The sequence below is a fragment of the Actinoplanes sp. TBRC 11911 genome (assembly GCF_012933445.1).
Lineage (GTDB): Bacteria > Actinomycetota > Actinomycetes > Mycobacteriales > Micromonosporaceae > Actinoplanes.
Genome location: NZ_JABBNC010000008.1, coordinates 67,574 through 89,087, shown reverse-complemented (window position 1 = coordinate 89,087; position 21,514 = coordinate 67,574). Strand labels below are relative to the sequence as shown.

The window sequence follows — 21,514 nt, the reverse complement described above, 5'->3', positions numbered from 1 at the left end:
AGATTGCCGTGGCCGCGAAGATTGCCCCGCCACGGAAGATCGCCTGGTCGCGTGGAGCCCAGGCGCTGCCGACGGCGGCGTAGATGGATGCGCGGCTTGAGACCTCCGCGGCCACGGAGATCGCCCTTCCCGCTGGGTGGGACATCGCAGCCACATCGTGGGCTTTTCGCGGACCTTGGAGAGTTGTGCCCACATACGAGCCATAACTCTCCAAGGTTCACGTCTGGCCGGGAAAGCCTGCCGCGCAAAGGCCGCATCACCGGGCAAAACTCACTCCATAATGGACGCGGGTCTCACATTGCGGAAGCTGGGTCCAGGACTTGGTCGCCTGTCTCAGTATGCGGTCGCTGGTCCCACAAGATGGGAGCGCCCGGGGTCACTCGCTCAGCCCGACGGTGCATCGGCCCATCCAGGCTACGCCGATAACCCGAAATATCGGATATGATCGACGGGATTTGAGGGCATGGCGCTTCTAGCCATTGCGCCGACCGCCTCCCGGACCCGGACCGGGCGACAGACACCGACCGTCGAGGGGCAGCCAGCGGACGCGGTCAGGCGTAGATCGGGCCCACCGGCGGATAGGCGGCGGTGAGCAGGCCCCGGATGGCGGACAACGAGGGCGACGGCTGCTGCGGCGTGGATCGGAAGCCGGTGTCGAGGGTCATCTCCTTGCCCCACGCGCGCACGCTTTCCACCGTCGCGGCGCCGCCGGCCAGGGCAAGATCTCGATACCAGTCCGTACGCGCGTAGGAAAGGTCACCGCCGATCAGCACCAGCTCGACCCACGACGGATCGGCAAGAGCGACATTCTCGTACGGGTCGGGGTGGTGCCGTTCCAGGACGAGGATGTCCGCGGGCCGGCCGGGAAGCAGGCTGCCCAGATCGTCGGCGAGCCCGGCGACCTCGGCCGCGCCCGCGGTCACCATGCGGACCAGATCGGCGGCGGCGAGCGGGAACCCTTGCCGCGCCAGCTCACGGCGGGCGACCTTCATCTCGGCGAGCAGGCTGGTGGAACCGGACGGCAGCCAGTCGGCGCCCAGGGCCACCGGCATGCCCGCGCGCAACGCCTCGGCGGCGAGCGTCGTATCGGCGTACAGGCGCAAATTGGATTGTGGGGACCAGACCAGTTTGCAGCCGGCCGCGGCGAGCTGGCGGATCTGGTCGGCGTCGCAGGCGCTGGCGTGGATGAGCACGGTGCCGGGGACCGCCGCGCCGAACGACAGGAAGCGCTCGAACTCGCTCGTGCTGCGCTTGTCGCCGCGGACGCCCTCGCACAGATGCAGGTAGAAGGCTTTGATGTCACCGGTCCCGAGGCCGGTCAGGATCCGCTGCAGCCGGGGGAAGTCGCGGCTGTTCTTCGAGGACGGCAGGTCGATCATGGCGCGGGCCACCTGCCGGCCGAGGACGAACAGGTCCACGTTGCGGACCAGCGGCTCCTGACGCGTCGCGCCGGTGGCACCCTGGATCGCGGTGACCCCGCCGGTCAGCGCCCGGATCTCCGCGTACCGCAGCTGGGTGTGCGCGGGCACCTCGGTCAGCAGCTTGTTCTGCGGGTCGCGGACGAGCTTGCGGTAGATGTCGCTGGACCGCCACTGGTATCGGTTGCCGAACCGGCGCGGCGGCTCCCACGCGGCGAAGACGTTGAACTCGGGATGGCCGTGCAGGTCGATGAGCCCGGGCAGGATGACGCCGCCGGTGTCGAGCACGGTCGCGACGCCGGCCGGCGCGTCCCGGCGCACCTCGGCGATGGTGTCGCCGTGCACCACCACGAAGCCGTCGTCGAACGCGGCGTCCGGGGTGATGACCGCACCGCGTAAGGCGAACGCCTCGCCCGCCGCGGCCGCCGCGGTCAGCCCGCGCGAGCCCCGGCGCATGCGGAAGCCCTCGACCGACCGGCGCGGTGGCGGGAGTGCGTCGAGCACGCCGCGCCGGTAGGCCCGACCGAACAAACGAGCGCCGTCCATGGCCATCGTCCGAGCGTATCGGCTGGTCGGGCCTTTTCCGCCGGGGTGTCACCCGGCCGACACGACGGCCGCCGGAGACCGGCTAGGCATGACTGATGCATCCATTCTGTCCCGGCTACGACCGGGAACCCTTCCGGAGCCTCGCGTCCGGCTATCCCGGCCCGGACGTCTACCCACCGCGCGACTTCCGCGTCGAATGGGGACCGATCTTCCACCGCGGCCGGCTCGACGGCACGGCCCGGGTGCTGGTCCTCGGCCAGGACCCGGCCACCCATGAGACCATCACCCGCCGCATCCTGGTCGGCGAGGCCGGGCAACGCGTGCAGGGACTGCTCGCCCGGCTCGGCATCACGTCGAGCTACACCATGGTGAACACGTTCGTGTTCAGCGTGTTCGGTCAGGGCGGCGGCACCCGGCACACGCACGACCCGGCCATCGCCGCGTACCGGCACCGCTGGCTCGACGCCCTCCTGCTCCCGGAGACGGTGACCGCGGTGATCGCGCTCGGCACGCTGGCCAAGACCGCCTACCGGGACTGGGCGGACACGCAGCCGGCCGCGGCCGCCCGGCTGCATCTGGCCGCGATCCGGCATCCCACCTTCCCGGAGAGCGCCTCGGCCGCGGGCGGCGTCACGCTGGCCGACGCCACCGCGAACCTGCTGCAGGACTGGAACAAGCACCTGCCCGACCTGCGCGCGCATGTCGAGCCGGACGAGCCGGTGCCGGAGCGCCTCTACGGCGACACCTGGCAGGACGGCGACCTGCAGGCCATCCCGGTGGCCGACCTCCCGGCCGGAAGCCCGTCGTGGTGGACGTCCTTGGACGGCTGGGCCCGGCGCACCGGCACCGACGCACAGCTCAAACGCGCCACGATCACCGTGACGATCCCGTCGGCCGCCCGGACGTGGCCACCCCTCACATGAAAACGAAGACGAGCGCGATCAGCGGCGCCGCCCCCTGAACCGCCGCGGACCGCACCAGCTTCGGGTTGGCGGCGACCAGCACCAACGCCGCGCCGAGCATGCAGCCACAGGCGAGCCCCACCAGGGCCAGCCCGGCATCCCGGCTGCCGGCGTGCAGCACGATCACCCCGGCGACCGCGCCCACCGCGAGGAACAGGTTGTAGAACCCTTGGTTGAACGCCCACGGCCGGGCGGCCGCCAGATCCTCCGGCGGCACCCGGAACGTCCTGGCCTGCACGTCCGGCCGGCCGAACAGCACCGCCTCGATCACAAAGATGTAGACGTGGATGAGCGCGGCGATCAGCGCGGCGACCTGCCCGACATAAGTCATGATCGAGATTGTGCACGAGGGTGGCCCCGTGCCGAGCAGTCGAGGCTTCGCCATCGTGGTGTGCTCCAGCTGCCTCAGCGATCCCGGGACGGCCGGCCCCGCAGCACCGAGGCCAGCGCGGCCAGCAGGCTCATCGCGATCGCGGTGCCGAAGACCACCATCAGCCCGTTGTGGAAGGGCTGGGCGATGAGGTTCGGGAAGAACTCGTGACCGGTGAGCGTGGCGACGTTGTGCGGGGGCAGCGTGCCGAGCACCTTGTCGCCCACCAGATGCGCGACCGGGTTGCTGCCCAGGAACGCGGCGAACAGCGTGCTCACCGGCGGCAGGGACGCGATCGACGCGGCGACGTCGTGCGGCACGCCCTGCCCGGTCAGGCCGGTCGAGAGCGTCGCCGGCAGCGAACCGGCGAGGCCGGCCACCATCAGCGCGAAGAACACCCCGATGGACAGCGACGTGCCCGCGTTCTGGAAGGTGGACCGCATGCCGGAGGCGACGCCACGCTGGTCGGCCGGCACACTGCCCATGATGGACGATGTGTTCGGCGCCGAGAACATGCCCTGCCCGAGCCCGCTGAGCAGCAGCAGCCCCGCGAACATCCAGTAGTGGAAGTCCACCGGGATGACCAGCAGGCCGGCGAACGACAGCGCCAGCAGCAGCAGCCCGGTCGTGGAGAACACCCGCGCGCCGTACCGGTCCGAGAAATAGCCGCTGATCGGCCCCGCGATCAGGAATCCGGCGGTGAGCGGCAGCATGAAGATGCCGGCCCACAGCGGGGTGTCCTCGAAGTTGTAGCCGTGCAGCGGCAGCCAGATGCCCTGCAGCCAGATGATGAGCATGAACTGCAGCCCGCCGCGGGCGACCGCGATGAGCAGCGCCGCGAGGTTGCCGGCCGCGAAGGCGCGGATGCGGAACAGGGCCAGCCGGAACATCGGATGGGCGCTGCGGGCCTCGATGACGACGAACGCGATCAGCAGCAGGATCCCGAGGACGATGCCGCCGAGCACCTTCGGGTTGGTCCAGCCGGTCGGGTGCCCGCCGTACGGCTGGATCCCGTACGTCATGGCGGCCAGCACCAGCGCCGTACCGGCCGCGAAGGTCACGTTGCCGGCCCAGTCGATCGGGGCGCGGTGGCGTACGCCGGTCTCGCGCAGGCTGCGGTACGACCAGATGGTGCCGACGATGCCGATCGGCACGTTGACCCAGAACACCAATCGCCAGTCGACAGCGGCGAGCACGCCGCCCAGCAGCAGGCCGAGGAACTGCCCGGCGAGCGCGGTGATCTGGTTGATTCCGAGCGCCATGCCGCGCTGGCGGGCGGGGAACGCGTCGGTGAGGATCGCGGCCGAGTTCGCGGTCAGCATCGCGCCGCCGAACGCCTGCACGATGCGCCAGCCGATCAGCCACAGGGCGGCCCTCTGGGCGTGGAACGGATCGACGGACAGTGCCACGGACGCGATCGAGAAGATCAGGAAGCCCAGGTTGTACAGCCGCACGCGGCCGAAGATGTCGCCGAGGCGCCCGAGGGCCACCACCAGGACCGCGGACACGAGCAGATAGCCCATGATCATCCACAGCAGGTAGCCGATGTTGCCCGGCGCCAGCGGGTCCAGCCCGATGCCGCGGAAGATGGCCGGCAGCGAGATGATCACGATGGAGGCGTCGATGGTGGCCATCAGCACGCCGAGAGTGGTGTTGGACAGCGCCACCCACTTGTACCGGTCGTCGTGCGTGGTGTCGGTGAGTGTCGCGGTCACAGCTGTCGCGTCTGCCGTAACCGCCGGGCCAGCCGCCCCACCGCGATCTGCAGCGCGGCGGCCGTGTTCTCGATCTCCATGTAGTAAACGTAGACTGATAAGCTTGAACTGAAGAGATGAGGACCGTGTGACGCCCGCCATGTCCGCTCCGGCCGCCGACCGTTTACATCGGAGGACCGGCCGGATGGGGGGTATTGGCGGTACCGGTTTTGGCTGGGACTGGGCCCGGGCGTACCGGCGGGTGTTTGCTTGTTTGCATGGCGAACGAGAATGAGCTTGTCCTGAACAACGGCGTCACGATGCCCGCACTCGGGTTCGGTGTCTTCCAGAGCCCGCCCGAGGAGACCTCCGCCGCTGTCGAGACGGCGCTGAACGTGGGGTACCGGCACGTCGACACGGCGGCCGCCTACAACAACGAGCGGCAGGTCGGGGAGGGTATCCGCCGCTCCGGGCTGCGACGGGACGACGTGTTCATCGAGACCAAGGTGTGGGTGAGCGACTACGGCCACGACGAGACGCTGCGCGCGTTCGAGAAGGCGACCCGCAAGCTCGGCGTCGACCGATTAGACCTGCTCCTGCTGCATCAGCCGGCCACCGACCGGTTCGACCGTACGGTCGCCGCGTACCGAGGGCTGGAGACCTTGCTGGCCGACGGGCGGGTGCGGGCGATCGGGGTCAGCAACTTCATGCCGCACCACCTCGCCGACCTGCTCGAACGCACCGAGGTCGTGCCGGCCGTGAACCAGATCGAGCTGCACCCGTACTTCACCCAGCCGGACGTGCGCAAGACGAACGCCGAGCACGGAATTCTGACTCAGGCGTGGTCGCCGATCGGCGGCATCACGTTCTACCCCGGTTACGGTGAGGGGCGCCGGAGCATCCTCGGCGACGGCACGATCGGCGCCGTCGCGGCCGGGCACGGCAAGACCGCTGCGCAGGTGATGCTGCGCTGGCAGCTGCAGCACGGGCGCTCGGCGATCCCGAAGTCGACCAACCCGGCCCGCATCGCGGAGAACTTCGGCGTCTTCGACTTCGAGCTGACGGCGGACGAGATGTCGATGATCGACGCCCTCGACCGGGGCGTTCGCAACGGGCCGGACCCGGACGTGCCGCGCCCGGCGATGTTCGACCGGGTCATCCCCGAGGACTGATGTTATCTGCTGCACTCCGGCTTGCCGCCGCCACGCCGCGAGGGGTTGGGTTGGCGGCATGGCCCTCATCGCCTACGACAGCACGGATGCGGCCGCCTTCGAGGCCACCCGCCACCTGCGCGAGGACGCTCTGGACAACTGGCGGGCGGCGATCCTCCGGTATTTCGGCCCGCGCCCGGGCATGCGTCTGCTCGACCTCGGCTGCGGGACCGGAAGCTGGGCTCGCGCGTTTCACACGTGGTGGCCCGAGATCGAGGTCGTCGCGGTGGAACCCGCGGCGGCGATGCGGGAGCGGGCGGTGTTCGTCCCGGTGCTCGCCGGAGACGCGGGGCACATCCCGGCCGAGGATGCGAGCCTCGACGCGGTCTGGCTGTCCACCGTCATTCATCACATCCCCGACCTGGAGGCGGCGGCTCGCGAGATCGGCCGGGTCCTCAAGCCCGGTGGGGTCGTGCTGATCCGGTCGGCATTCGCCGGTCGGCACGAGGCGATCACGCTGTTCCGGTTCTTCCCGGAGGCGGTCGGGGTGCTGGACCGCTTCCCGAGCGTGGATCGGGTCGGCACCGCGTTCGACGGCTTCGACACGGTGGGCTTCGAACCGGTCGCGCAGGTGACCGCGTCGTCGTTGGCCGAGGCGGCCGCGTCGCTGCGCCGGTCGGCGCACACTCCGCTGCAACTGATCAGCGACGAGGCGTACGCGGCGGGTGTCGCTCGCATGCGCGAGGCGGCAGCGAGCGAGACCGGCCCGGTGGTCGATGCGCTCGATCTGCTGGTGCTGCGTTCACGCTAGTCGTCGCCCGCGCCGCCGCCGGCCGCCGGTGACGTGAAGTCGATGCGCATGCTCGCGTCCTCGCGGAGCAGGATGGCGTTGCCGGCGTCGGCGCGCCAGCCGGCCGGGAGCAGCAGGACGCCGCTGTTGCCGCGGCCCAGCAGGCGAAGGCCGCTGTATCGGAAGTTGTACTGGCCGCCGACCACGGTGAGCTTCAGCGCCTCGACGCCGCTTCCGCTGATGGCCAGGTCCTTCTCGCTGAACACCACCACGGCCGGGAGCACCGCCGCGGCGTGAGCGTCCGCCGCGGCCCGCTGCTGTGCGCGCTCACCGGAGTTGCCGGCGATCAGAACCAGGCCCACCAGCATCACGGTCACCGCGACGGTCAGGCGGCGCGCCGCGGCCAGCCCGGCGTGCGGCTTGTCGGTCCGGCTCCCGACCGATTCGATCAACAGCACCGCGACCATGATCAGAACGGGGAAGGCCAGCCGCCACGCGGCGTCCGCGCTGGTGGTGGCGAAGCCGACGGCACCGACCGCGAGGGTCACCGCGGCCACCACCAGCAGGCCCCGCCGCATCCACGGGCCGCCGCGACCCAACCGCAGCAGGCGCGGGAATTGACGCGCCAGCACCTGCAGGAAGAACAGCGTCATGATCGCGGCGACGGCCACCACCGAGGACGGCAGAATGGCGTCGGCACTGCGCGAGATGTAGTCGGCGGTGCTGAAGCCGAGCAGGCCGTAGTCGACGCCGAAATAGCCGAAGTACTCGCGGGCGTCCACCACCCCGATGTAGTACAGCAGGCCGCCGACCAGGCCGATGGGCCCGGCGACGGACGTCAGGAAATCCACCAGGCTCTTGACCGGCGTGGGTGTTTCGGTGTCCAACGCGGCCTATCCCCGCAAGACCGGAGAACCGACAACCCCGGACGCGCAGCAGGGCGCGGCGCCGCCCGGGAAGACGCTGACCGTGACGCGTAATCGCGACACCCCGGCGAGGTCGAGCTTGACGGCACGGGACGCCCCGGGCCGAGCCGTCACGGTGACCAACGACTTTCCGTCGCCGCTGATGACGAACTGAGCGGTCTTCGCCACCGCGGTGTCCGACATCCCCAGCGTGGCGGTGAGCTCGCGGAACTGCCCACCCACATCGAATTCGGCGTACGCGGACCCGGCGGCGTCGACGATCTGGAGGGTGATCGACTCCGGAAACGCCCGGCCGCCGAGGGAAGCCGATCCGACCGTGACGAACGGGTTGTCGGTGTTGACCCGCGGCAGCTCGCCCAGACGGACGACCGTCCCCGTCCCCGGCGGGGCCCCGACGGCACCGGTCGTGCCGACCCCCGGCGATCCGGTCGGCGCCGCCCCATCGGGCACGAGCCACGCCACGAGACTCACGACGATGCCGAGGAGCGCGGCGACGACACCCAGCAGCGCCACCCTGTCCACACCGGAAACCCCCGGCTTTTCGTCGGCGACCGGTGGCGGAGACACGCGAGCATCATGCCATCCGCTTTTGTCACTACGACGAGGGGCCGAAGCCCCGAGAAGTCTCCACGAGGCGGCGCGGCGGGCGATGATCGGGGCATGACGACACCCGAAACGAAGATTCTGCTGTCCGAGGCCGAGATGCCGCGCCGCTGGTACAACATCGTCCCGGACCTGCCCAGCCCGCCGCCGCCGGTCCTGCACCCGGGCACGCTGCAACCGGTCGGCCCGCAGGACCTCGCGCCGCTGTTCCCGATGGCGCTCATCCAGCAGGAGGTGACCACCGAACCCTATGTCGCCATCCCCGAGGAGGTGCTCGACGTCTACCGGCTCTGGCGGCCCTCGCCGTTATACCGGGCGCACCGCCTGGAGAAGGCCCTCGGCACCCCGGCGAAGATCTATTACAAGTACGAGGGGGTGTCGCCCGCCGGGTCGCACAAGCCGAACACCGCGGTGCCGCAAGCGTTCTACAACGCCCAGGCCGGGGTGCGGCGGCTGACCACCGAGACGGGCGCGGGGCAGTGGGGAACGGCTCTGGCGTTCGCCTGCGCGCAGTTCGGGCTGGCGTGCGAGGTGTGGCAGGTGCGCGCCTCGTACGACCAGAAGCCGTACCGGAAGATGATGATCGAGACGTTCGGCGGGACCGTGCACCCGTCGCCGTCCGAGCCGACCGAGGCGGGCCGCGCGATCCTGGCGGCCGACCCGGATTCGCCGGGCTCGCTCGGCATCGCGATCAGTGAGGCGGTCGAGGTGGCCGCCCAGCATCCGGACACGAACTATGCGCTGGGCAGCGTCCTCAACCACGTACTGCTGCATCAGACGATCATCGGCGAGGAAGCCCTGGCACAGCTCGCCAAGGTGGACGCCGTACCGGATGTGATCGTGGGGTGCACCGGCGGCGGGTCGAACTTCGCCGGGCTGGCGTTCCCGTTCCTGCGGGAGAAGCTGGCCGGCCGGATGTCGCCGGTGATCCGGGCGGTGGAGCCCGCGTCGTGCCCGTCGCTCACGAAGGGCGTCTACGCCTACGACTTCGGTGACACCGCCGGGATGACGCCGCTGATGAAGATGCACACCCTCGGGCACGACTTCATCCCCGACCCGATCCACGCGGGCGGCCTGCGGTACCACGGCATGTCGCCGCTCATCTCGCACGTGTACGAGCTGGGTCTGATCGAGGCGGTCGCGAAGTCGCAGAAGGAGTGCTTCGAGGCGGGTGTGACGTTCGCGCGGTCCGAGGGCATCATCCCGGCGCCGGAGCCGACCCACGCGCTCGCGGCCTGCGTCGAGGAGGCGTTGCGCTGCCGGGAGACGGGGGAGGAGAAGACGATCCTGACCGCGCTCTGTGGGCACGGACTGCTCGACCTCCCGGCGTACGGGAAATTCTTGGGGGGTGAGATGGAGGACCACGAGCTGTCCGGCGAGGCGATCGCGGCGGCGATGGCGGCACTGCCCCGGGTCTAGCCGGTGTCGCCCGTGATGTCGGCGACGAGCGAGTCCGCGAACGTCAGCTCCCGCTGCCAGGCGGTGTTGGAGGCGTCCAGCTCGACCAGCCCGTGGATCATGGCCTGGTACCGCCGGAACGCCTGCTCCGCGGCCGCCTGGTCACCCTGCTCCCGCGCCACGGTGCCGAGCCGGTAGGTCGCGATCGCGAGATCCCACTGCCAGTCGGTGTTGGTGGGATCGCGCGTGGCGAGCCGCTGCGTGATGGCCTGGAATTGCCCGTACGCCTGTGCGGCCGCCGGGAGGTCGCCGCGTTTGAGGGCCACGCCGCCGAGTCGGCCCAGCGTGATCGCGAGGTCCCGCTGCCAGCCCGTGTTGGTGGGATCCAGGTCGGCCAGCCGTTGCGAGATGGCCAGGTCCTGGCGGTACGCCTCGTCCGCCGCCGCCAGGTCGCCGCGCGCCGAAGCCACATCACCGACCTGCGTGTACGCCACGGCGAGTTCGCGCTGCCAGTTGGTGTTGGCCGGATCGAGCTCGCTCAGCCGGTGGAAGATCGCCCGGTACCGCGTGTAGGCCTGTTCCGCGGCGGCCAGGTCGTTGCGCGCGTCCGCCACGTCGCCGAGCCGGCTGTGCGCCACCGCGAGGTCATGCTGCGAGGCCAGGTTGGCGGGATCGCCGTCGGCCAGCCGTTGCGCGATGTCGCGGCACCGCGCGTACGCCTGTTCCGCTGCCGTGAGGTTGCCGCGCGCTTTGGCGACATCACCGACCATCAAGTGGACCTGCCCGAGGTCCTGTTGCCGGCTCGCGTCGGTGGGATTCAGGTCGGCCAGCCGTTGCGAGATGGCCAGGTCCTGGCGATGGGCCCATTCCGCGGCCGGCAGGTCGCCGCGGGCCCGCGCCACATCACCGACCAGCGAATACGCGTCCCCGGTGAGCCGGGCATCGCCGGTTGCCTCGGCCGCGCGGAGAAGCTCATCCCCCAGCTCACCGATGCTGGTGGCGCCCGCGAGGTACGCACGACGTTGGGCCACGATGAGACGAGCCTGCACCGACGCGCGTCCGCTGAGCACCTCGGAAACGTCGAGCTCCGCCATCGCCGCGGTGAGTGCCGCGAGGTCTTCGTGGCGCGCCGTGAGCCACAACGACCGCCCCAGAGCCTCCACCTCGTCCGTGCCGCGCTCCGGGTCGGCCACCATCAGGTGGTAGACCCACTCGATGCGGCCGCTGGGCCGGTCGTCGGCCTCGAACAGGCGTGCCGCCCGGGAACTCAGCTCCACGAACCTGTCCCGCTGTTTCTCGGCCAGATGCTTGCGGACGGCGAGCCGGCTGGCCTCGTGCACGTTTCCGGCGTCGGCTCCGCGCGCCGGGAACGGCTCGACGACCGGCACCTTCTGGAGCCGGGCCCACCAGCCGGAACCCCGGTCGTCCGAGCCGGTCAGCGCGGTCAGGACGGCCGCGTCACACCAATGCGGGACGGCCGCCGCGGCCAGCGCCGACCGAAGCGCCGCACGGTCCGCGGCGGGCAGGCCGGGAAAGGTCAGATCCACCGTGGCCAGGGCGAGAAGGGCGCGGTCACCACGGGCGTCCCGGATCAGCCGGAGCTGGTCATCGCTGTCCAACGCCGGGCCTCCCGATCATCGGTCAGGACCTCGGACCCAGCAGGCTGGCGAGCACACTCGCGCGTCCCTCGCCGAGCTGGTGGACCTGCGTCACGAACTCGAGGGTCAGCAGCTCGTCGCGGTTGGCCCGGCCGTACGCCAGCCAGTCCTCCGGCGCGGGCAGCTGCAGGGTGAGCGTGCCCGCCGCGACGGATTCCCATGTGGACCCGCCACGCTTGGGCACGGACTGGCCGGTGATGACGACGCGTAGCCACCGGGCCGCGACGAGCTGGGGCAGCAGGACGCTCTCGATCCGATCCTTCACCTCGCCGGCGGCGGCCTCGTACGTGTCGAAGACCAGCAGGGTCGGCTGTGCGCGGCGGCGCAGCTCGGTGAAGATCGCGGCGAGCTGTTCGTTCAACGACCGGCCGGCCGGCTCCTCGATCCCCAGCGGCTGCGCGAAGGCCTCGATGCCGATGTTGGTGGTGCCTTTGAAGTCGAACCGTCCCGAGATCACGCCCGGCAGGAGCCCGGCATTGCGGACCATCTGCTTGGACATGTGTGACTTGCCGGTCTCCGACACGCCGCGCACGAGCAACGCGCGCTCGGTGCTTCCCTCGCACAACAGCCGCGCGAAAGCCGCCCGGGCCGCGCTGTGATCGGCCATCGGCCAATGCAACTCGGGGGCGTCGTCCGGCCATTGCGCGACGGCCGGTTTCACGTCACCGGCGGTCCCCCGGGCGAGATTGAGGCGCGCGACGATGAGCTCGGCCGCCTCGGCCGGCGTCATGCCGCGGACGTCCGGCACGATCTGGTTGAACAGGACGCCCTCGACCTCACCGTCGCCGACCCGGATCGGCAGGACCCCGAGACGATCCCGCGCCGTGCCCCCCTGCTGGAGCCGGGCGCGCACCGCCCGGTGCTCGGTGCGCGTCCACGGCTTGTCGCCGTAGGCCTCGGACACGCAGACCACGACGAGGTCGGCCTGTTGCGCATAGATGCTCTGCAGCAGCAGATCGGAGTCTTGGCCGGCGATCCAGTGTGCATACCAATCGTCGTAGAACACGGCGGATCGGCCCAGGATGTCCTCGACCTCCTGAGCGATCGCGAGCACGATTTGTCGTTGCTCTCCCGCAAGTGAGAACGCCACGGCGAATCGGTCAGGGACGTCGCGAGCCACGACCACATGCTACCGGCGGAGGTCGACGGTCATCAGTGCCCGACAGTGCGAATCTCTGTCGGCTAGTTGCCCGAAGCGGGCCCTTGGCATCGAAGATTGACGATACTGTGTGCGGATGCGAATCGCATTGCGGATTCTTGCCGCCGGCGTGATCGCGGCGGGCACGGTCACCTCCGTGCCGGCCGCCGCCACCGCGGTGCCCAAGCCCGACAAAGGCACTCAACCCGTCTACGATTACGCGTCCGCCATCCGGGAGCAGGTCTGGGTGCAGACCCCGGTCGACAGCGACTCCGACGGTCAGCCCGACCGGGTCGCCGTCCGGATCATCCGGCCCGCCACCACCAAGCGCGTACCGATCATCTTCCAGCCCAGCCCGTACTACGCGGGCCTGAACGACGTGCCGAACCACACCGACATCGACCGCGACGGTGCCTCGGCGCTGCGGTCCGCGGCCACGAACCGGGCCGACGAGACGATCACTTTCTCCGGCTATCTCGACAACTATTTCGTGCCGCGCGGCTACGCCGTCGTCTTCGCGGACAGCCTCGGCACCGGCGGCTCGACCGGCTGCCCGACCTCCGGCGGCCGCAACGAGACGCTCGGCATGAAAGCGGTCGTCGACTGGCTGAACGGCCGCGCCCCCGGATTCGACGCGGCGGGTGCTCCGGCCAAAGCGAAATGGTCGACCGGGCACACCGGAATGATCGGTGTCTCGTACAACGGCACCCTGCCGAATGCGGTGGCCGCCACCGGCGTACGGGGTCTGGACACGATCGTGCCGATCGCCGCGATTTCCAGCTGGTACGACTATTACCGCGCGAATGGCGGGGTGGTCGCGCCCGGCGGATTCCAGGGTGAGGATCTCGACGTTCTCGCGAAGGCCGTGCTCACCCGGCAGAATCCGGAAGTGTGCGCCGATGTGATGGCGACGATAGAGCGTGAACAGGACCGGGAAACCGGCGATTACAGCGCCTTCTGGGACGAGCGTTCCTATTTGCACGACGCCGACAAGGTGAAGGCGAGCGTCTTCCTGGTGCACGGCCTGCACGACGACAATGTGCGCACCCAGCAGATGGGTCAGTGGTGGGACGCGCTGGCGAAGAACCACGTGCCCCGCAAGATCTGGCTGCACCAGGGTGAGCACGCCGACCCGTTCAACCTGCGCCGCGACGTCTGGCTCGACACGCTGCACCGCTGGTTCGACTACTGGCTGTACGGCATCGACAACGGGGTCATGCGGGAGCCGACGGCGGATGTGGAGGTCGCCCCGAACCAGTGGGTGACCTCGTCGAACTGGCCGGTTCCGCAGGCCCGCACCACGACGTTGAGGCTCGGGCACGGTCCCGCGCAGACATTCGTGGACAACCCGGCCCGTACGGCGTCGTCGCTGGCCGAAAGCCCCGACGTGGCCGATCCGAACCGTTTCGTCTATCAGACCGCGCCGCTGAAAAAGGAGACCCGGCTGTCCGGCGGTATCGACGTCACGGTGCGGGCGTCACTGGACGGCGATTCCCCCTATCTGACGGCGATGCTGGTGGACTACGGGACGGCGACGCGCTACGCGGGAACGCGCACGCTGGCCACGCAGGATTGCATCGGGCCGGGCATCACCGGCGACCCGGGGTGCTTCAACCAGCGTCAATACGTGACGGCGGAAACCCCGTACGAAATCGTCACCAAGGGCTGGCTGGACGTGCGGAACCGGGTTTCGCTGTCGCGCACGACACCGATCAAGGCGGGCCGCTCGTACACGTTCAACTGGAACCTGCAGCCCAATGACCACGTGTTCGCGGCCGGCCACCGGATCGGCATCGTGGTCATCTCGACCGAACGCGACCACACGCTGCGCTACCCGGCCGGAACCGTCGTGAAAATCGACCCCGGCTCGTCGAAGGTCGTCATGAAACTGAGCTGACGCCGATGCGGCCGGGCCTCATCGGGGCCCGGCCCACATCGCCCTGGTCATCTCGTATTCGACCTCGCCCAGTTCGGCGTCGGGAAGCGGGTCGTTCCATGACGAATGAAACGTGCGGACATAGCGCATACCGATCGCCTCCATGACGCCCCGCGAGCCGCGATTGACCGCCATGGTCTGGGCGATGACCCGGCTCTGGCCGATGGTCTCGAAGGCGTGCCGCAGCAGTTCACGTGCCGCTTCGCTGGCTAAGCCCTGCCGCCAATGACGGCGGAGGAGGCGGTAGCCCAGGTCGCTGACCTCGGGGTCGTCGGGCTGGTCGGGGCCGTGCGCCGGTGGGAGCATCATGAGCCCGACGAACTCGCCGTCCTCCTCGCGCTCGGGTGCCGCCGTGCCGTGCCGTGCGCGCTCGGGTGCCGCTGCGTCGTGCCGTGCGCCGAACGCGATCCAATAGCCGAGGCCGTCCACCTGTGCGGCCCGGGCCATGCGCGACGTGTGCGAGGTGAGCACCTCATCCCTCTCCAGCGCCCGGCCCCAGATGTAGCGCAGCACCTCGGGGTCGGAGTCGAGCTGAACCTCCAGCTCGAAATGCCGATCGGCCAGGGGGATCAGGAGCAGGCGAGGCGTTCGCAGAATCGGCTGGGCCACCCGGTAACCATCACACATTCGGGGCGCCTCGTGCGCGGCGCATGACTGGTCTAGCGTTTGGCCTGTGCAGGTTCGCGCTCTTCTCCGGAGCCGGCGGGCCGGGCGGCGCGTCGATCTCGTGCTCGGCCTGCTGTTGTCGCTCGGCGCGCTCACCGGCCTCGCCGCCAACACCATCGGGGTGAACTGGTGGCTCGACCTGATCCAGTTACATGCCGCCGTCGCGCTCGCGATCCTCCTCCTGGCGCCGTGGAAGTATGTGGTGATTCGCCGGGGACTGCGCAGGCCCCGCCGAGGCCGGCCGATGAAGGCGTTGTCGCTCAGCCTGCTCGGGTTCGTGCTGATCACCATCGGCAGCGGCCTGCTCCACTCGACCGGCCGCGTCGAGTTCGTCGGCCCGCTCACCCTCATGCAGATCCACGTGGGTGCCGCGGTCGGCGCCTTGCTTGCGCTCACCGCGCATTTCGTGGGTCACGCCGTACGCCCTCGGTCCGCCGACGTCGACCGCCGTGCCTTGCTGCGCTTGACCGTGCTAGCCGCCGGTGCCGCCGTGACGACCGCCGCGTGGGATTCGTGGGGTGCTACGCGCCGTCGCTTCACGGGCTCGGTGCCCAAGCCGGCGCTCGAGGTCACCTCCTGGTTCGACGACGGCGTCCAGCGCGTCGACCCAGCACAGTGGACGCTGCGCGTTGGTAAGACCAAGTACGACCTGGCCGCCGTCCGGGCCCTGCAGCACGAGCGTTTCACCGCCACCTTGGACTGCACCAGCGGGTGGTACAGCACCCAGCAATGGGACGGCATCCGCCTGAGCAGCCTGCTGAGCCACGCGGGCGTCGCGCTGACCGGCAGCCGAAGCGTCGAGATCAGCTCGACCACCGGGTACGCGCGCTGGTTCGGCCTGGACACCCTCGACGACGTCTGGCTCGCGACCGCGGTGGGCGGTGCCCCGCTCACGTACGGTCACGGGTTTCCGGCGCGCATCGTCGCTCCGGGGCGGCGGGGCTTCTGGTGGGTCAAATGGGTCGCGTCGATCGAGCCCGCGGCCCGCCCGCCGTGGGCTCAGTCGCCATACCCGCTCGGCTGAGGGGCCACCCACCGTGGGCAGTTTTGCCCCGAAGCGCCTCCAGGGAGTTCGCGTGAGAGGCCGCCACCGGGGGCGGCGAGGGCGGCGCGTCCGGGTGCGCCGCTCAGGGGCCTTGTCAAGGTCGATGACGGTCACCGGCCGATGATCGCTCGCGGTCAGCGGTATCGCTGCCGGAGCTCGGTGAGCAGTTCGGCGCTCTGCTCGTTAAACGTGGCCTCGGCGTGCCTGAACGTGTCGACCAACGCCTGAAGCGGGTCGGGATCGGCGGCGCTGAAGATGGCCGGCACGGCGAACGAAGGCCGATGGATCGGTCGGGCGGGCGTCGCGGCGCCCGCACTCACCTCGACGACACCGATTTTCTTTCCACCTGGTCTGACCAGCTTGAACACGTCCTGCGGCGAGGTGAACGGGGTGGGCAGCGGGAGTCCCCGATCGAGAGCGTCCAGGGCGGCCCGGGCCCAGTCGAGCCGGTCGAGGCCGGCGACCTCGAAGGCGCGCCGGGCCAGCCAGCGGGCGGCATCGCGCTGGACGTCGGCGTCCCAGGACTCGAAGACATCCAGCAGGTCACGGTGGTTCCGGGCGACACCGCGCACGTTGCCGCCCAATCCGCGGAGCCGTTCGGACGGAGGGCGGCCGCCCCAGGCCGCAACGTTGTCGTATGTCTCGACCGCCTCCTCGACCGGCGGTGGCTCGACGGCCGCCGGACGACGCCGCCGGGTCTGCGCCACGTGATGCCAAGACTGCGCCGCTTCGCTGGTCAGCCGCACGATGGCGTCGGGGGCGGGCGCGGCGGGCCACAACGCCAGCAGGTATCGGTCGATGGTCGCCTGCTCGGCGAGGACGGTGTCGGCTTTGCGCGCCGCGTCCATGGCGGTCGCGCAGTATCGGGCTCGCACGGCGGTGACGGTGGGGAGGCGTACGGGGAAGAAGTGTTGGAACGACGAGAGAAACAGGTCGGGCTGGGCGGGCTGGAAGGGCACCTCCACGACGTCTTCCCATTCGTCGCCGAGGACGGGCTCGGTGTCGTGCCACTCGACGACGAACGGGACCCGGCCGGTGTGCAGGCCGGTGACCATGGACAGCACTCCGGCGGCGTTCGCACCGCACAACCCGTTGCGCTGCCCGGCCCGCGCGTCGATGAGATCGGGCTGATCCTCGTCGCCGGACAGGAAAATGAAGCCGTAGTGGACCGGAACGGCCGCGTCGAACAACACCATCACCCGGCAATCATGAACCGTCGCAGCGGAAGTCGGTCCAGACGAGTAGGTCCTGAGCCGAGTCAGTGGCCGTAGGCGAGTCAGCGATCTAATCACCGTCCGTCCGCCAGCCCTCTCGCATATCCGACATTTCCCGAGATTTATCGGATCGGCTGGGCCGCTGGACAGGTGGGCTCGGCGCGCGGCGCTTCGATTCCGTGAGATGGGCGACCACCTGCTGAGACCCGCGCCCGCATCATGGGACCTACCGTCCGCGATATGAGACCGACGTCCATTGTAGAGTGTGTCTTTGTCACGTAACGAGGCTTTCGCCCGACAGCTTTCTCCGGCCGAATGTGAACCTTGGAGAGTTATGGCTCGTATGTGGGCACAACTCTCCAAGGTTCACAAAAATCCACGATGTGACCGCGGCGTCCACATAGCGGGACCGCCCGGCCAGGAACGGATCGCCACAGCGCCTCAGCTCCGGCACCACCACGCCACCGGCCACAGGTCACTCGCCGCCTACCACCACGGTTAGGACTTACTCGGGCGATTCAGGGGGTGACGACGGCGAAGGCGGGGTCCGGCTGGTCGAGGGCGCCCAGCAAGGTGTCCAGTGCCGCGGCGTCGCCGGCGATCGCGAGGTCGTCCGGGATGCCGGCGCCGCCGGCGAGGGCGAGCAGGGCGCTTCGGCCGATGGTGACGCGGGCGTCGGCGGTGCCGCGGCCGGTGCCGGCGCCGTGCACGAGGACCCCGTTGGCCAGCCGGGACCAGTGCCGCTCATCGCCTCCCGCGCCGGTCACGGTCCAGTCGACTGCCGAGCGCAAGGTCGCCGCACGGGGGCCGTCGACCCGGATGGCCATGCTGTCGAACAGCTGCCCGAGGGTCAGCTGGGCCATCACGTCGGGCGACGCCGGGGTGGTCGGGGTGCCGGTGGATCCGGTTCGCAGTTCGGTTGCCCCGGTGAGGAAGAAGTTGCGCCAGGTGCCGTTCTCCGCGCCGAAAGCCATCTGCTCGAGGGCCGCCGACTGCAGGGCGCGAGCGTCCGCGTGCGATGGGTCGGCGAAGATGAGGTGGTTGACGAGCTCGGCGACCCAGCGGAAGTCGCCCGCGTCGTAGGCGCGCCGGGCGGCGGCCAGCAGGGCGTCGGGGCCGCCGATGGCGTCGACGTAGCGGCGGCCCGCCGCCTCCGGCGGATGCTGCCACAGGTGCGCCGGGTTCCCGTCGAACCAGCCCATGTACCGCTGGTAGACCGCCTTGACGTTGTGGCTGATCGAGCCGTAGTAGCCGTGCGTGTGCCAGGCCGACTCGAGCCCCGGCGGCAGCGTGAGCATCTCGGCGATCTCCGGGCCGGTGTAGCCCTGGTTGAGCAGCCGCAAGGTCTGGTCGTGCTGGTAGGCGTAGAGGTCGCGCTGTTCGGACAGCAGCCGTTCGATGCGGTCCCGGCCCCAGGTCGGCCAGTGGTGCGAGGCGAACTCGACGTCGGTCGCGTCGGCGAACAGCTCGATCGCCTCGGTCAGGTGGTTCGCCCAGACGTGCGGGTCGCGGACCACGGCCCCGCGCAGGGTCAGCAGGTTGTGCAGGTTGTGCGTGGCGTTCTCGGCCATGCACAGCGCCCGCCGGTCCGGGAACAGGAAGTTCATCTCGGCGGGCGCCTCGGTGCCCGGGGTGAGCTGGAAGACGATGCGGACGCCGTCGACGGTCTCCTGCTGACCGGTCCGGGTGATGTCCAGGCTGGGCGGGATCAGGCTGACCGTGCCGGTGGAGGTGGTCATGCCCAGCCCGGCACCCATCTGGCCGGTGACGCCCGCGGGCAGCGCGGCGCCGTACATGTAGGCGGCCCGGCGGGCCATCGCGGTGCCGGCGTAGACGTTCTCGGAGATGGCGGCCTCCAGGAAGCCCGCCGGGGCGATCACCGGGACGCCGCGGGCGACGTCGTCGTCGGTGAGGACGCCGCGGACGCCGCCGAAATGGTCGACGTGACTGTGCGTGTAGATCATGCCGGTCACCGGCCGGTCGCCGCGGTGCGCGCGGTACAACTCCATCGCGGCGGCCGCGGTCTCCGTCGAGATCAGCGGGTCGATCACGAGGACCCCGTCGCGTCCCTCAACGATCGTGATGTTGGACAGGTCCATCCCGCGGACCTGATAGACGCCCTCGGTCACCTCGTAGAGCCCGTGCATCGCGACCAACTGGCTCTGCCGCCATAGGCTCGGGTTGACCGTGTCGGGACGCGGGCCGTCCAGCACGCCCGCCCACGCGTCGGCGTCCCACACGACCCGCCCGTCGGCCGCGGACACGGCGGCCGGGGAACGGGCGCCGAGGAAGCCTCGACGCGCGTCGGCGAAATCCGCCTCGTCGGAGAACGGAAGATCGTCCTGCATCATCTTGGCGGCCGCGATGATCTCGGGAACGGCGCTGGTCCAGGGCATGGCTCCTCCTTCGTCTGCGGGCCATGCTCCGGCACGCCGCCGGCCGGGGCGTCACCCGAGCGGGGTGATCGGGTGGTCCGGGATGCTCATGTCCGGGGCGGCGCGGCCGATCGTGGGGCCGTGGTAAAGCTGAGGTGGGTCGTCGCGCTGCCGTGCGTGGTCTTCGGCATCCTGGCCGCGCTCCGGCTGAGCGACCCGTTCAACACCGCGGCCGCCGGCGCGGAGCTCATGCTGCTGCAGCTGTTCGCCCTCGGCTACCACGTGCGGGCGGCGACGCGGCGCGGGAGGCCGCGCGCCGCCCGGCGGCCGTGGTGGCTGGTCGCCGCCGCCCTGGCCGTGCTGATCGCCGCCGGGGTCGGGTTCATGGTGGTGTTCACCTCGGGCGACAAGACGTGGTCGCCGGCCATGGTGCTGGCGATCGCCGGACGGCTCGCGCTCGTTCCGCTGCTGCTGGCGGCCCTGCTGTCGCTCGGTGCCGCGCCCGGGGACCGGCAGGCCCGCCGGATGCTGGGCGCGGACGTCATCACCGTGCTGGGCGCCGGGCTGATGCTGATGTGGTACCTGGTGCTGGGCCCGGTGCTCGAGCAGGGCGGCCTGTTAGATCCGCTTCGGCTGGGGTCGGTGTTGTTCGCCGTCGGCGACGTGGTCCTGCTGATCGGCGTCTGGACCGCCCTCACCCGCGGATCGACCGCCTCGAACCGACGGCCGCTGACGCTGCTGCTGGGCGGAACCCTCGGCTACCTGCTGGTCGACTGCCTCTTCCTGTACCAGTCGGTGCACCACACCGGGTCGGACGCGCTCGTACCGGGCCTGCTGCAGGTGCCGATCTTCCTCATCATGCTGGCCGCCATCGAACAGCGCGGCGAGGCCGGCAACCCGGAGCCGCACCGCATCCGGCGTAGCCGCCACCTGCCGTACCTCGCCGTAGCGGCCGGGCACGGCCTGCTCATCGTGGTCGCGATCCGCACCGACATCTATCCGTGGCTGGGACTCGTCATCGGCGCGCTGCTCATCACGCTGGGTGTGGCGGCTCGTCAGATCCTCGCCTCGCGGGAGAACTATTCGCTGGTCATCACCGACAGCCTCACCGGCCTGGCGAACCGTCTGCAGCTGCGCGCCGCGCTGGCCGACGCCGTCGAGCGCAACCGCCGCGCCGGTACGCCCGTCGGCGTGCTGCTGATCGACCTGGACGAGTTCAAGCAGATCAACGACGTGTACGGGCACGATGTCGGCGACCGGCTGCTGGTCAGCTTCGGCGATGTGCTGCGCCGAAGCGTACGGGCCTCGGATCTGCCGGCCCGGCTCGGCGGCGACGAGTTCGCCGTGGTGCTGCCGCGGGTCGAGAGTGCCGGCGAGGCGCTCGCGGTGGCCCAGCGCATCCTGGACGAATGCCGCAGCGAGGTGACGCTCGGCGACCACACCGTACGCCTGTCCGCGAGTATCGGCGTGGCCGTCAGCTCGGAGCCGTGCGAGCCGGACGAGCTGCTGCGCCGGGCGGACGTGGCCATGTACACGGCGAAACGGGGCGGCAAGAACGACCGGGTGCTGTACGCCGCCGGCCGTAAGGGGTTGTCTCCGGCCGGCGTCCAGGGATAGATGGAGT

The 21,514-nt window shown here is 70.2% G+C and carries 17 protein-coding genes; 7 read left to right on the top strand and 10 right to left on the bottom strand.

What is annotated here, in order from left to right; all coding sequences use genetic code 11:
* Nucleotides 1-551: 551 nt before the first annotated feature.
* Nucleotides 552-1,970 carry an amidohydrolase family protein gene (locus HH310_RS14070; protein WP_169175968.1) on the bottom strand — a complete coding sequence of 473 codons (1,419 nt, stop codon included), beginning with the start codon at nucleotides 1,968-1,970 and terminating at the stop codon, nucleotides 552-554.
* Between the two features lie 89 nt (nucleotides 1,971-2,059).
* On the opposite strand from HH310_RS14070, the gene HH310_RS14065 reads away from it, so the two are divergent.
* Entirely contained in the window at nucleotides 2,060-2,887 is an 828-nt protein-coding gene (locus HH310_RS14065) for a uracil-DNA glycosylase family protein (RefSeq protein WP_169175967.1), read from the top strand.
* Here the strand turns inward: HH310_RS14065 and HH310_RS14060 are convergent.
* Both HH310_RS14060 and HH310_RS14055 read right to left on the bottom strand, forming a co-directional pair.
* Nucleotides 2,880-3,257: a DUF1304 domain-containing protein gene (locus tag HH310_RS14060; RefSeq protein ID WP_169175966.1), complete on the bottom strand. Its 378-nt coding sequence runs from the start codon at nucleotides 3,255-3,257 to the stop codon at nucleotides 2,880-2,882. The genes HH310_RS14065 and HH310_RS14060 overlap by 8 nt on opposite strands.
* A 74-nt stretch (nucleotides 3,258-3,331) precedes the next feature.
* A complete protein-coding gene (locus HH310_RS14055) occupies nucleotides 3,332-5,011 on the bottom strand; it encodes an MFS transporter (protein ID WP_312034060.1) in 1,680 nt (559 codons plus the stop codon).
* A gap of 257 nt (nucleotides 5,012-5,268) precedes the next feature.
* On the opposite strand from HH310_RS14055, the gene HH310_RS14050 reads away from it, so the two are divergent.
* Together HH310_RS14050 and HH310_RS14045 are read left to right on the top strand one after the other, a co-directional pair.
* On the top strand, nucleotides 5,269-6,162 hold the full coding sequence (locus HH310_RS14050) for an aldo/keto reductase (protein WP_169175964.1): 894 nt from the start codon (nucleotides 5,269-5,271) through the stop codon (nucleotides 6,160-6,162).
* A gap of 58 nt (nucleotides 6,163-6,220) precedes the next feature.
* Nucleotides 6,221-6,952 carry a class I SAM-dependent methyltransferase gene (locus tag HH310_RS14045; RefSeq protein WP_169175963.1) on the top strand — a complete coding sequence of 244 codons (732 nt, stop codon included), beginning with the start codon at nucleotides 6,221-6,223 and terminating at the stop codon, nucleotides 6,950-6,952.
* On the opposite strand, the gene HH310_RS14040 is transcribed toward HH310_RS14045, so the two are convergent.
* On the bottom strand, nucleotides 6,949-7,818 hold the full coding sequence (locus tag HH310_RS14040) for a hypothetical protein (protein ID WP_169175962.1): 870 nt from the start codon (nucleotides 7,816-7,818) through the stop codon (nucleotides 6,949-6,951). The genes HH310_RS14045 and HH310_RS14040 overlap by 4 nt on opposite strands.
* A 6-nt stretch (nucleotides 7,819-7,824) precedes the next feature.
* Nucleotides 7,825-8,424: an NPCBM/NEW2 domain-containing protein gene (locus HH310_RS44820; protein ID WP_169175961.1), complete on the bottom strand. Its 600-nt coding sequence runs from the start codon at nucleotides 8,422-8,424 to the stop codon at nucleotides 7,825-7,827.
* 93 nt (nucleotides 8,425-8,517) lie between these two features.
* On the opposite strand from HH310_RS44820, the gene HH310_RS14030 reads away from it, so the two are divergent.
* A complete protein-coding gene (locus tag HH310_RS14030) occupies nucleotides 8,518-9,879 on the top strand; it encodes a TrpB-like pyridoxal phosphate-dependent enzyme (protein ID WP_169175960.1) in 1,362 nt (453 codons plus the stop codon).
* On the opposite strand, the gene HH310_RS14025 is transcribed toward HH310_RS14030, so the two are convergent.
* Both HH310_RS14025 and HH310_RS14020 read right to left on the bottom strand, forming a co-directional pair.
* Entirely contained in the window at nucleotides 9,876-11,477 is a 1,602-nt protein-coding gene (locus tag HH310_RS14025) for a lipopolysaccharide assembly protein LapB (RefSeq protein WP_169175959.1), read from the bottom strand. The two genes, HH310_RS14030 and HH310_RS14025, sit on opposite strands and share 4 nt — an antisense overlap.
* Before the next feature lie 22 nt (nucleotides 11,478-11,499).
* Nucleotides 11,500-12,636: a TIR domain-containing protein gene (locus tag HH310_RS14020; protein WP_169175958.1), complete on the bottom strand. Its 1,137-nt coding sequence runs from the start codon at nucleotides 12,634-12,636 to the stop codon at nucleotides 11,500-11,502.
* Nucleotides 12,637-12,751: 115 nt separating this feature from the next.
* Between HH310_RS14020 and HH310_RS14015 the strand changes: the two genes are divergently transcribed.
* A complete protein-coding gene (locus HH310_RS14015; RefSeq protein WP_169175957.1) occupies nucleotides 12,752-14,551 on the top strand; it encodes a Xaa-Pro dipeptidyl-peptidase in 1,800 nt (599 codons plus the stop codon).
* Nucleotides 14,552-14,569: 18 nt separating this feature from the next.
* Here HH310_RS14015 and HH310_RS14010 read toward each other — a convergent pair whose 3' ends face one another.
* Complete coding sequence (locus HH310_RS14010) at nucleotides 14,570-15,217, bottom strand: GNAT family N-acetyltransferase (protein ID WP_211192123.1); 648 nt, start codon at nucleotides 15,215-15,217, stop codon at nucleotides 14,570-14,572.
* 46 nt (nucleotides 15,218-15,263) lie between these two features.
* On the opposite strand from HH310_RS14010, the gene HH310_RS14005 reads away from it, so the two are divergent.
* Nucleotides 15,264-16,280: a molybdopterin-dependent oxidoreductase gene (locus HH310_RS14005; protein WP_169175955.1), complete on the top strand. Its 1,017-nt coding sequence runs from the start codon at nucleotides 15,264-15,266 to the stop codon at nucleotides 16,278-16,280.
* Between the two features lie 155 nt (nucleotides 16,281-16,435).
* Here the strand turns inward: HH310_RS14005 and HH310_RS14000 are convergent, their stop codons facing one another.
* Entirely contained in the window at nucleotides 16,436-17,500 is a 1,065-nt protein-coding gene (locus tag HH310_RS14000; RefSeq protein ID WP_169175954.1) for a hypothetical protein, read from the bottom strand.
* Between the two features lie 533 nt (nucleotides 17,501-18,033).
* Nucleotides 18,034-19,911 carry an alkyl/aryl-sulfatase gene (locus HH310_RS13995; RefSeq protein WP_169175953.1) on the bottom strand — a complete coding sequence of 626 codons (1,878 nt, stop codon included), beginning with the start codon at nucleotides 19,909-19,911 and terminating at the stop codon, nucleotides 18,034-18,036.
* Nucleotides 19,912-20,031: 120 nt separating this feature from the next.
* On the opposite strand from HH310_RS13995, the gene HH310_RS13990 reads away from it, so the two are divergent.
* Nucleotides 20,032-21,507, top strand: a complete 1,476-nt coding sequence (locus tag HH310_RS13990; protein ID WP_169175952.1) for a GGDEF domain-containing protein — start codon at nucleotides 20,032-20,034, stop codon at nucleotides 21,505-21,507.
* Nucleotides 21,508-21,514 lie beyond the last annotated feature (7 nt).

Excerpts from the sequence above, each read along its gene's own strand:
- HH310_RS14070 (WP_169175968.1), bottom strand. The coding sequence starts at position 1,970 with ATGGCCATGGACGGCGCTCGTTTGTTCGGTCGGGCCTACCGGCGCGGC.
- HH310_RS14030 (WP_169175960.1), top strand. The coding sequence starts at position 8,518 with ATGACGACACCCGAAACGAAGATTCTGCTGTCCGAGGCCGAGATGCCG.
- HH310_RS14050 (WP_169175964.1), top strand. The coding sequence starts at position 5,269 with ATGGCGAACGAGAATGAGCTTGTCCTGAACAACGGCGTCACGATGCCC.
- HH310_RS14015 (WP_169175957.1), top strand. The coding sequence starts at position 12,752 with ATGCGAATCGCATTGCGGATTCTTGCCGCCGGCGTGATCGCGGCGGGC.
- HH310_RS13995 (WP_169175953.1), bottom strand. The coding sequence starts at position 19,911 with ATGCCCTGGACCAGCGCCGTTCCCGAGATCATCGCGGCCGCCAAGATG.
- HH310_RS14045 (WP_169175963.1), top strand. The coding sequence starts at position 6,221 with ATGGCCCTCATCGCCTACGACAGCACGGATGCGGCCGCCTTCGAGGCC.
- HH310_RS14010 (WP_211192123.1), bottom strand. The coding sequence starts at position 15,217 with ATGTGTGATGGTTACCGGGTGGCCCAGCCGATTCTGCGAACGCCTCGC.
- HH310_RS14065 (WP_169175967.1), top strand. The coding sequence starts at position 2,060 with ATGCATCCATTCTGTCCCGGCTACGACCGGGAACCCTTCCGGAGCCTC.
- HH310_RS14060 (WP_169175966.1), bottom strand. The coding sequence starts at position 3,257 with ATGACTTATGTCGGGCAGGTCGCCGCGCTGATCGCCGCGCTCATCCAC.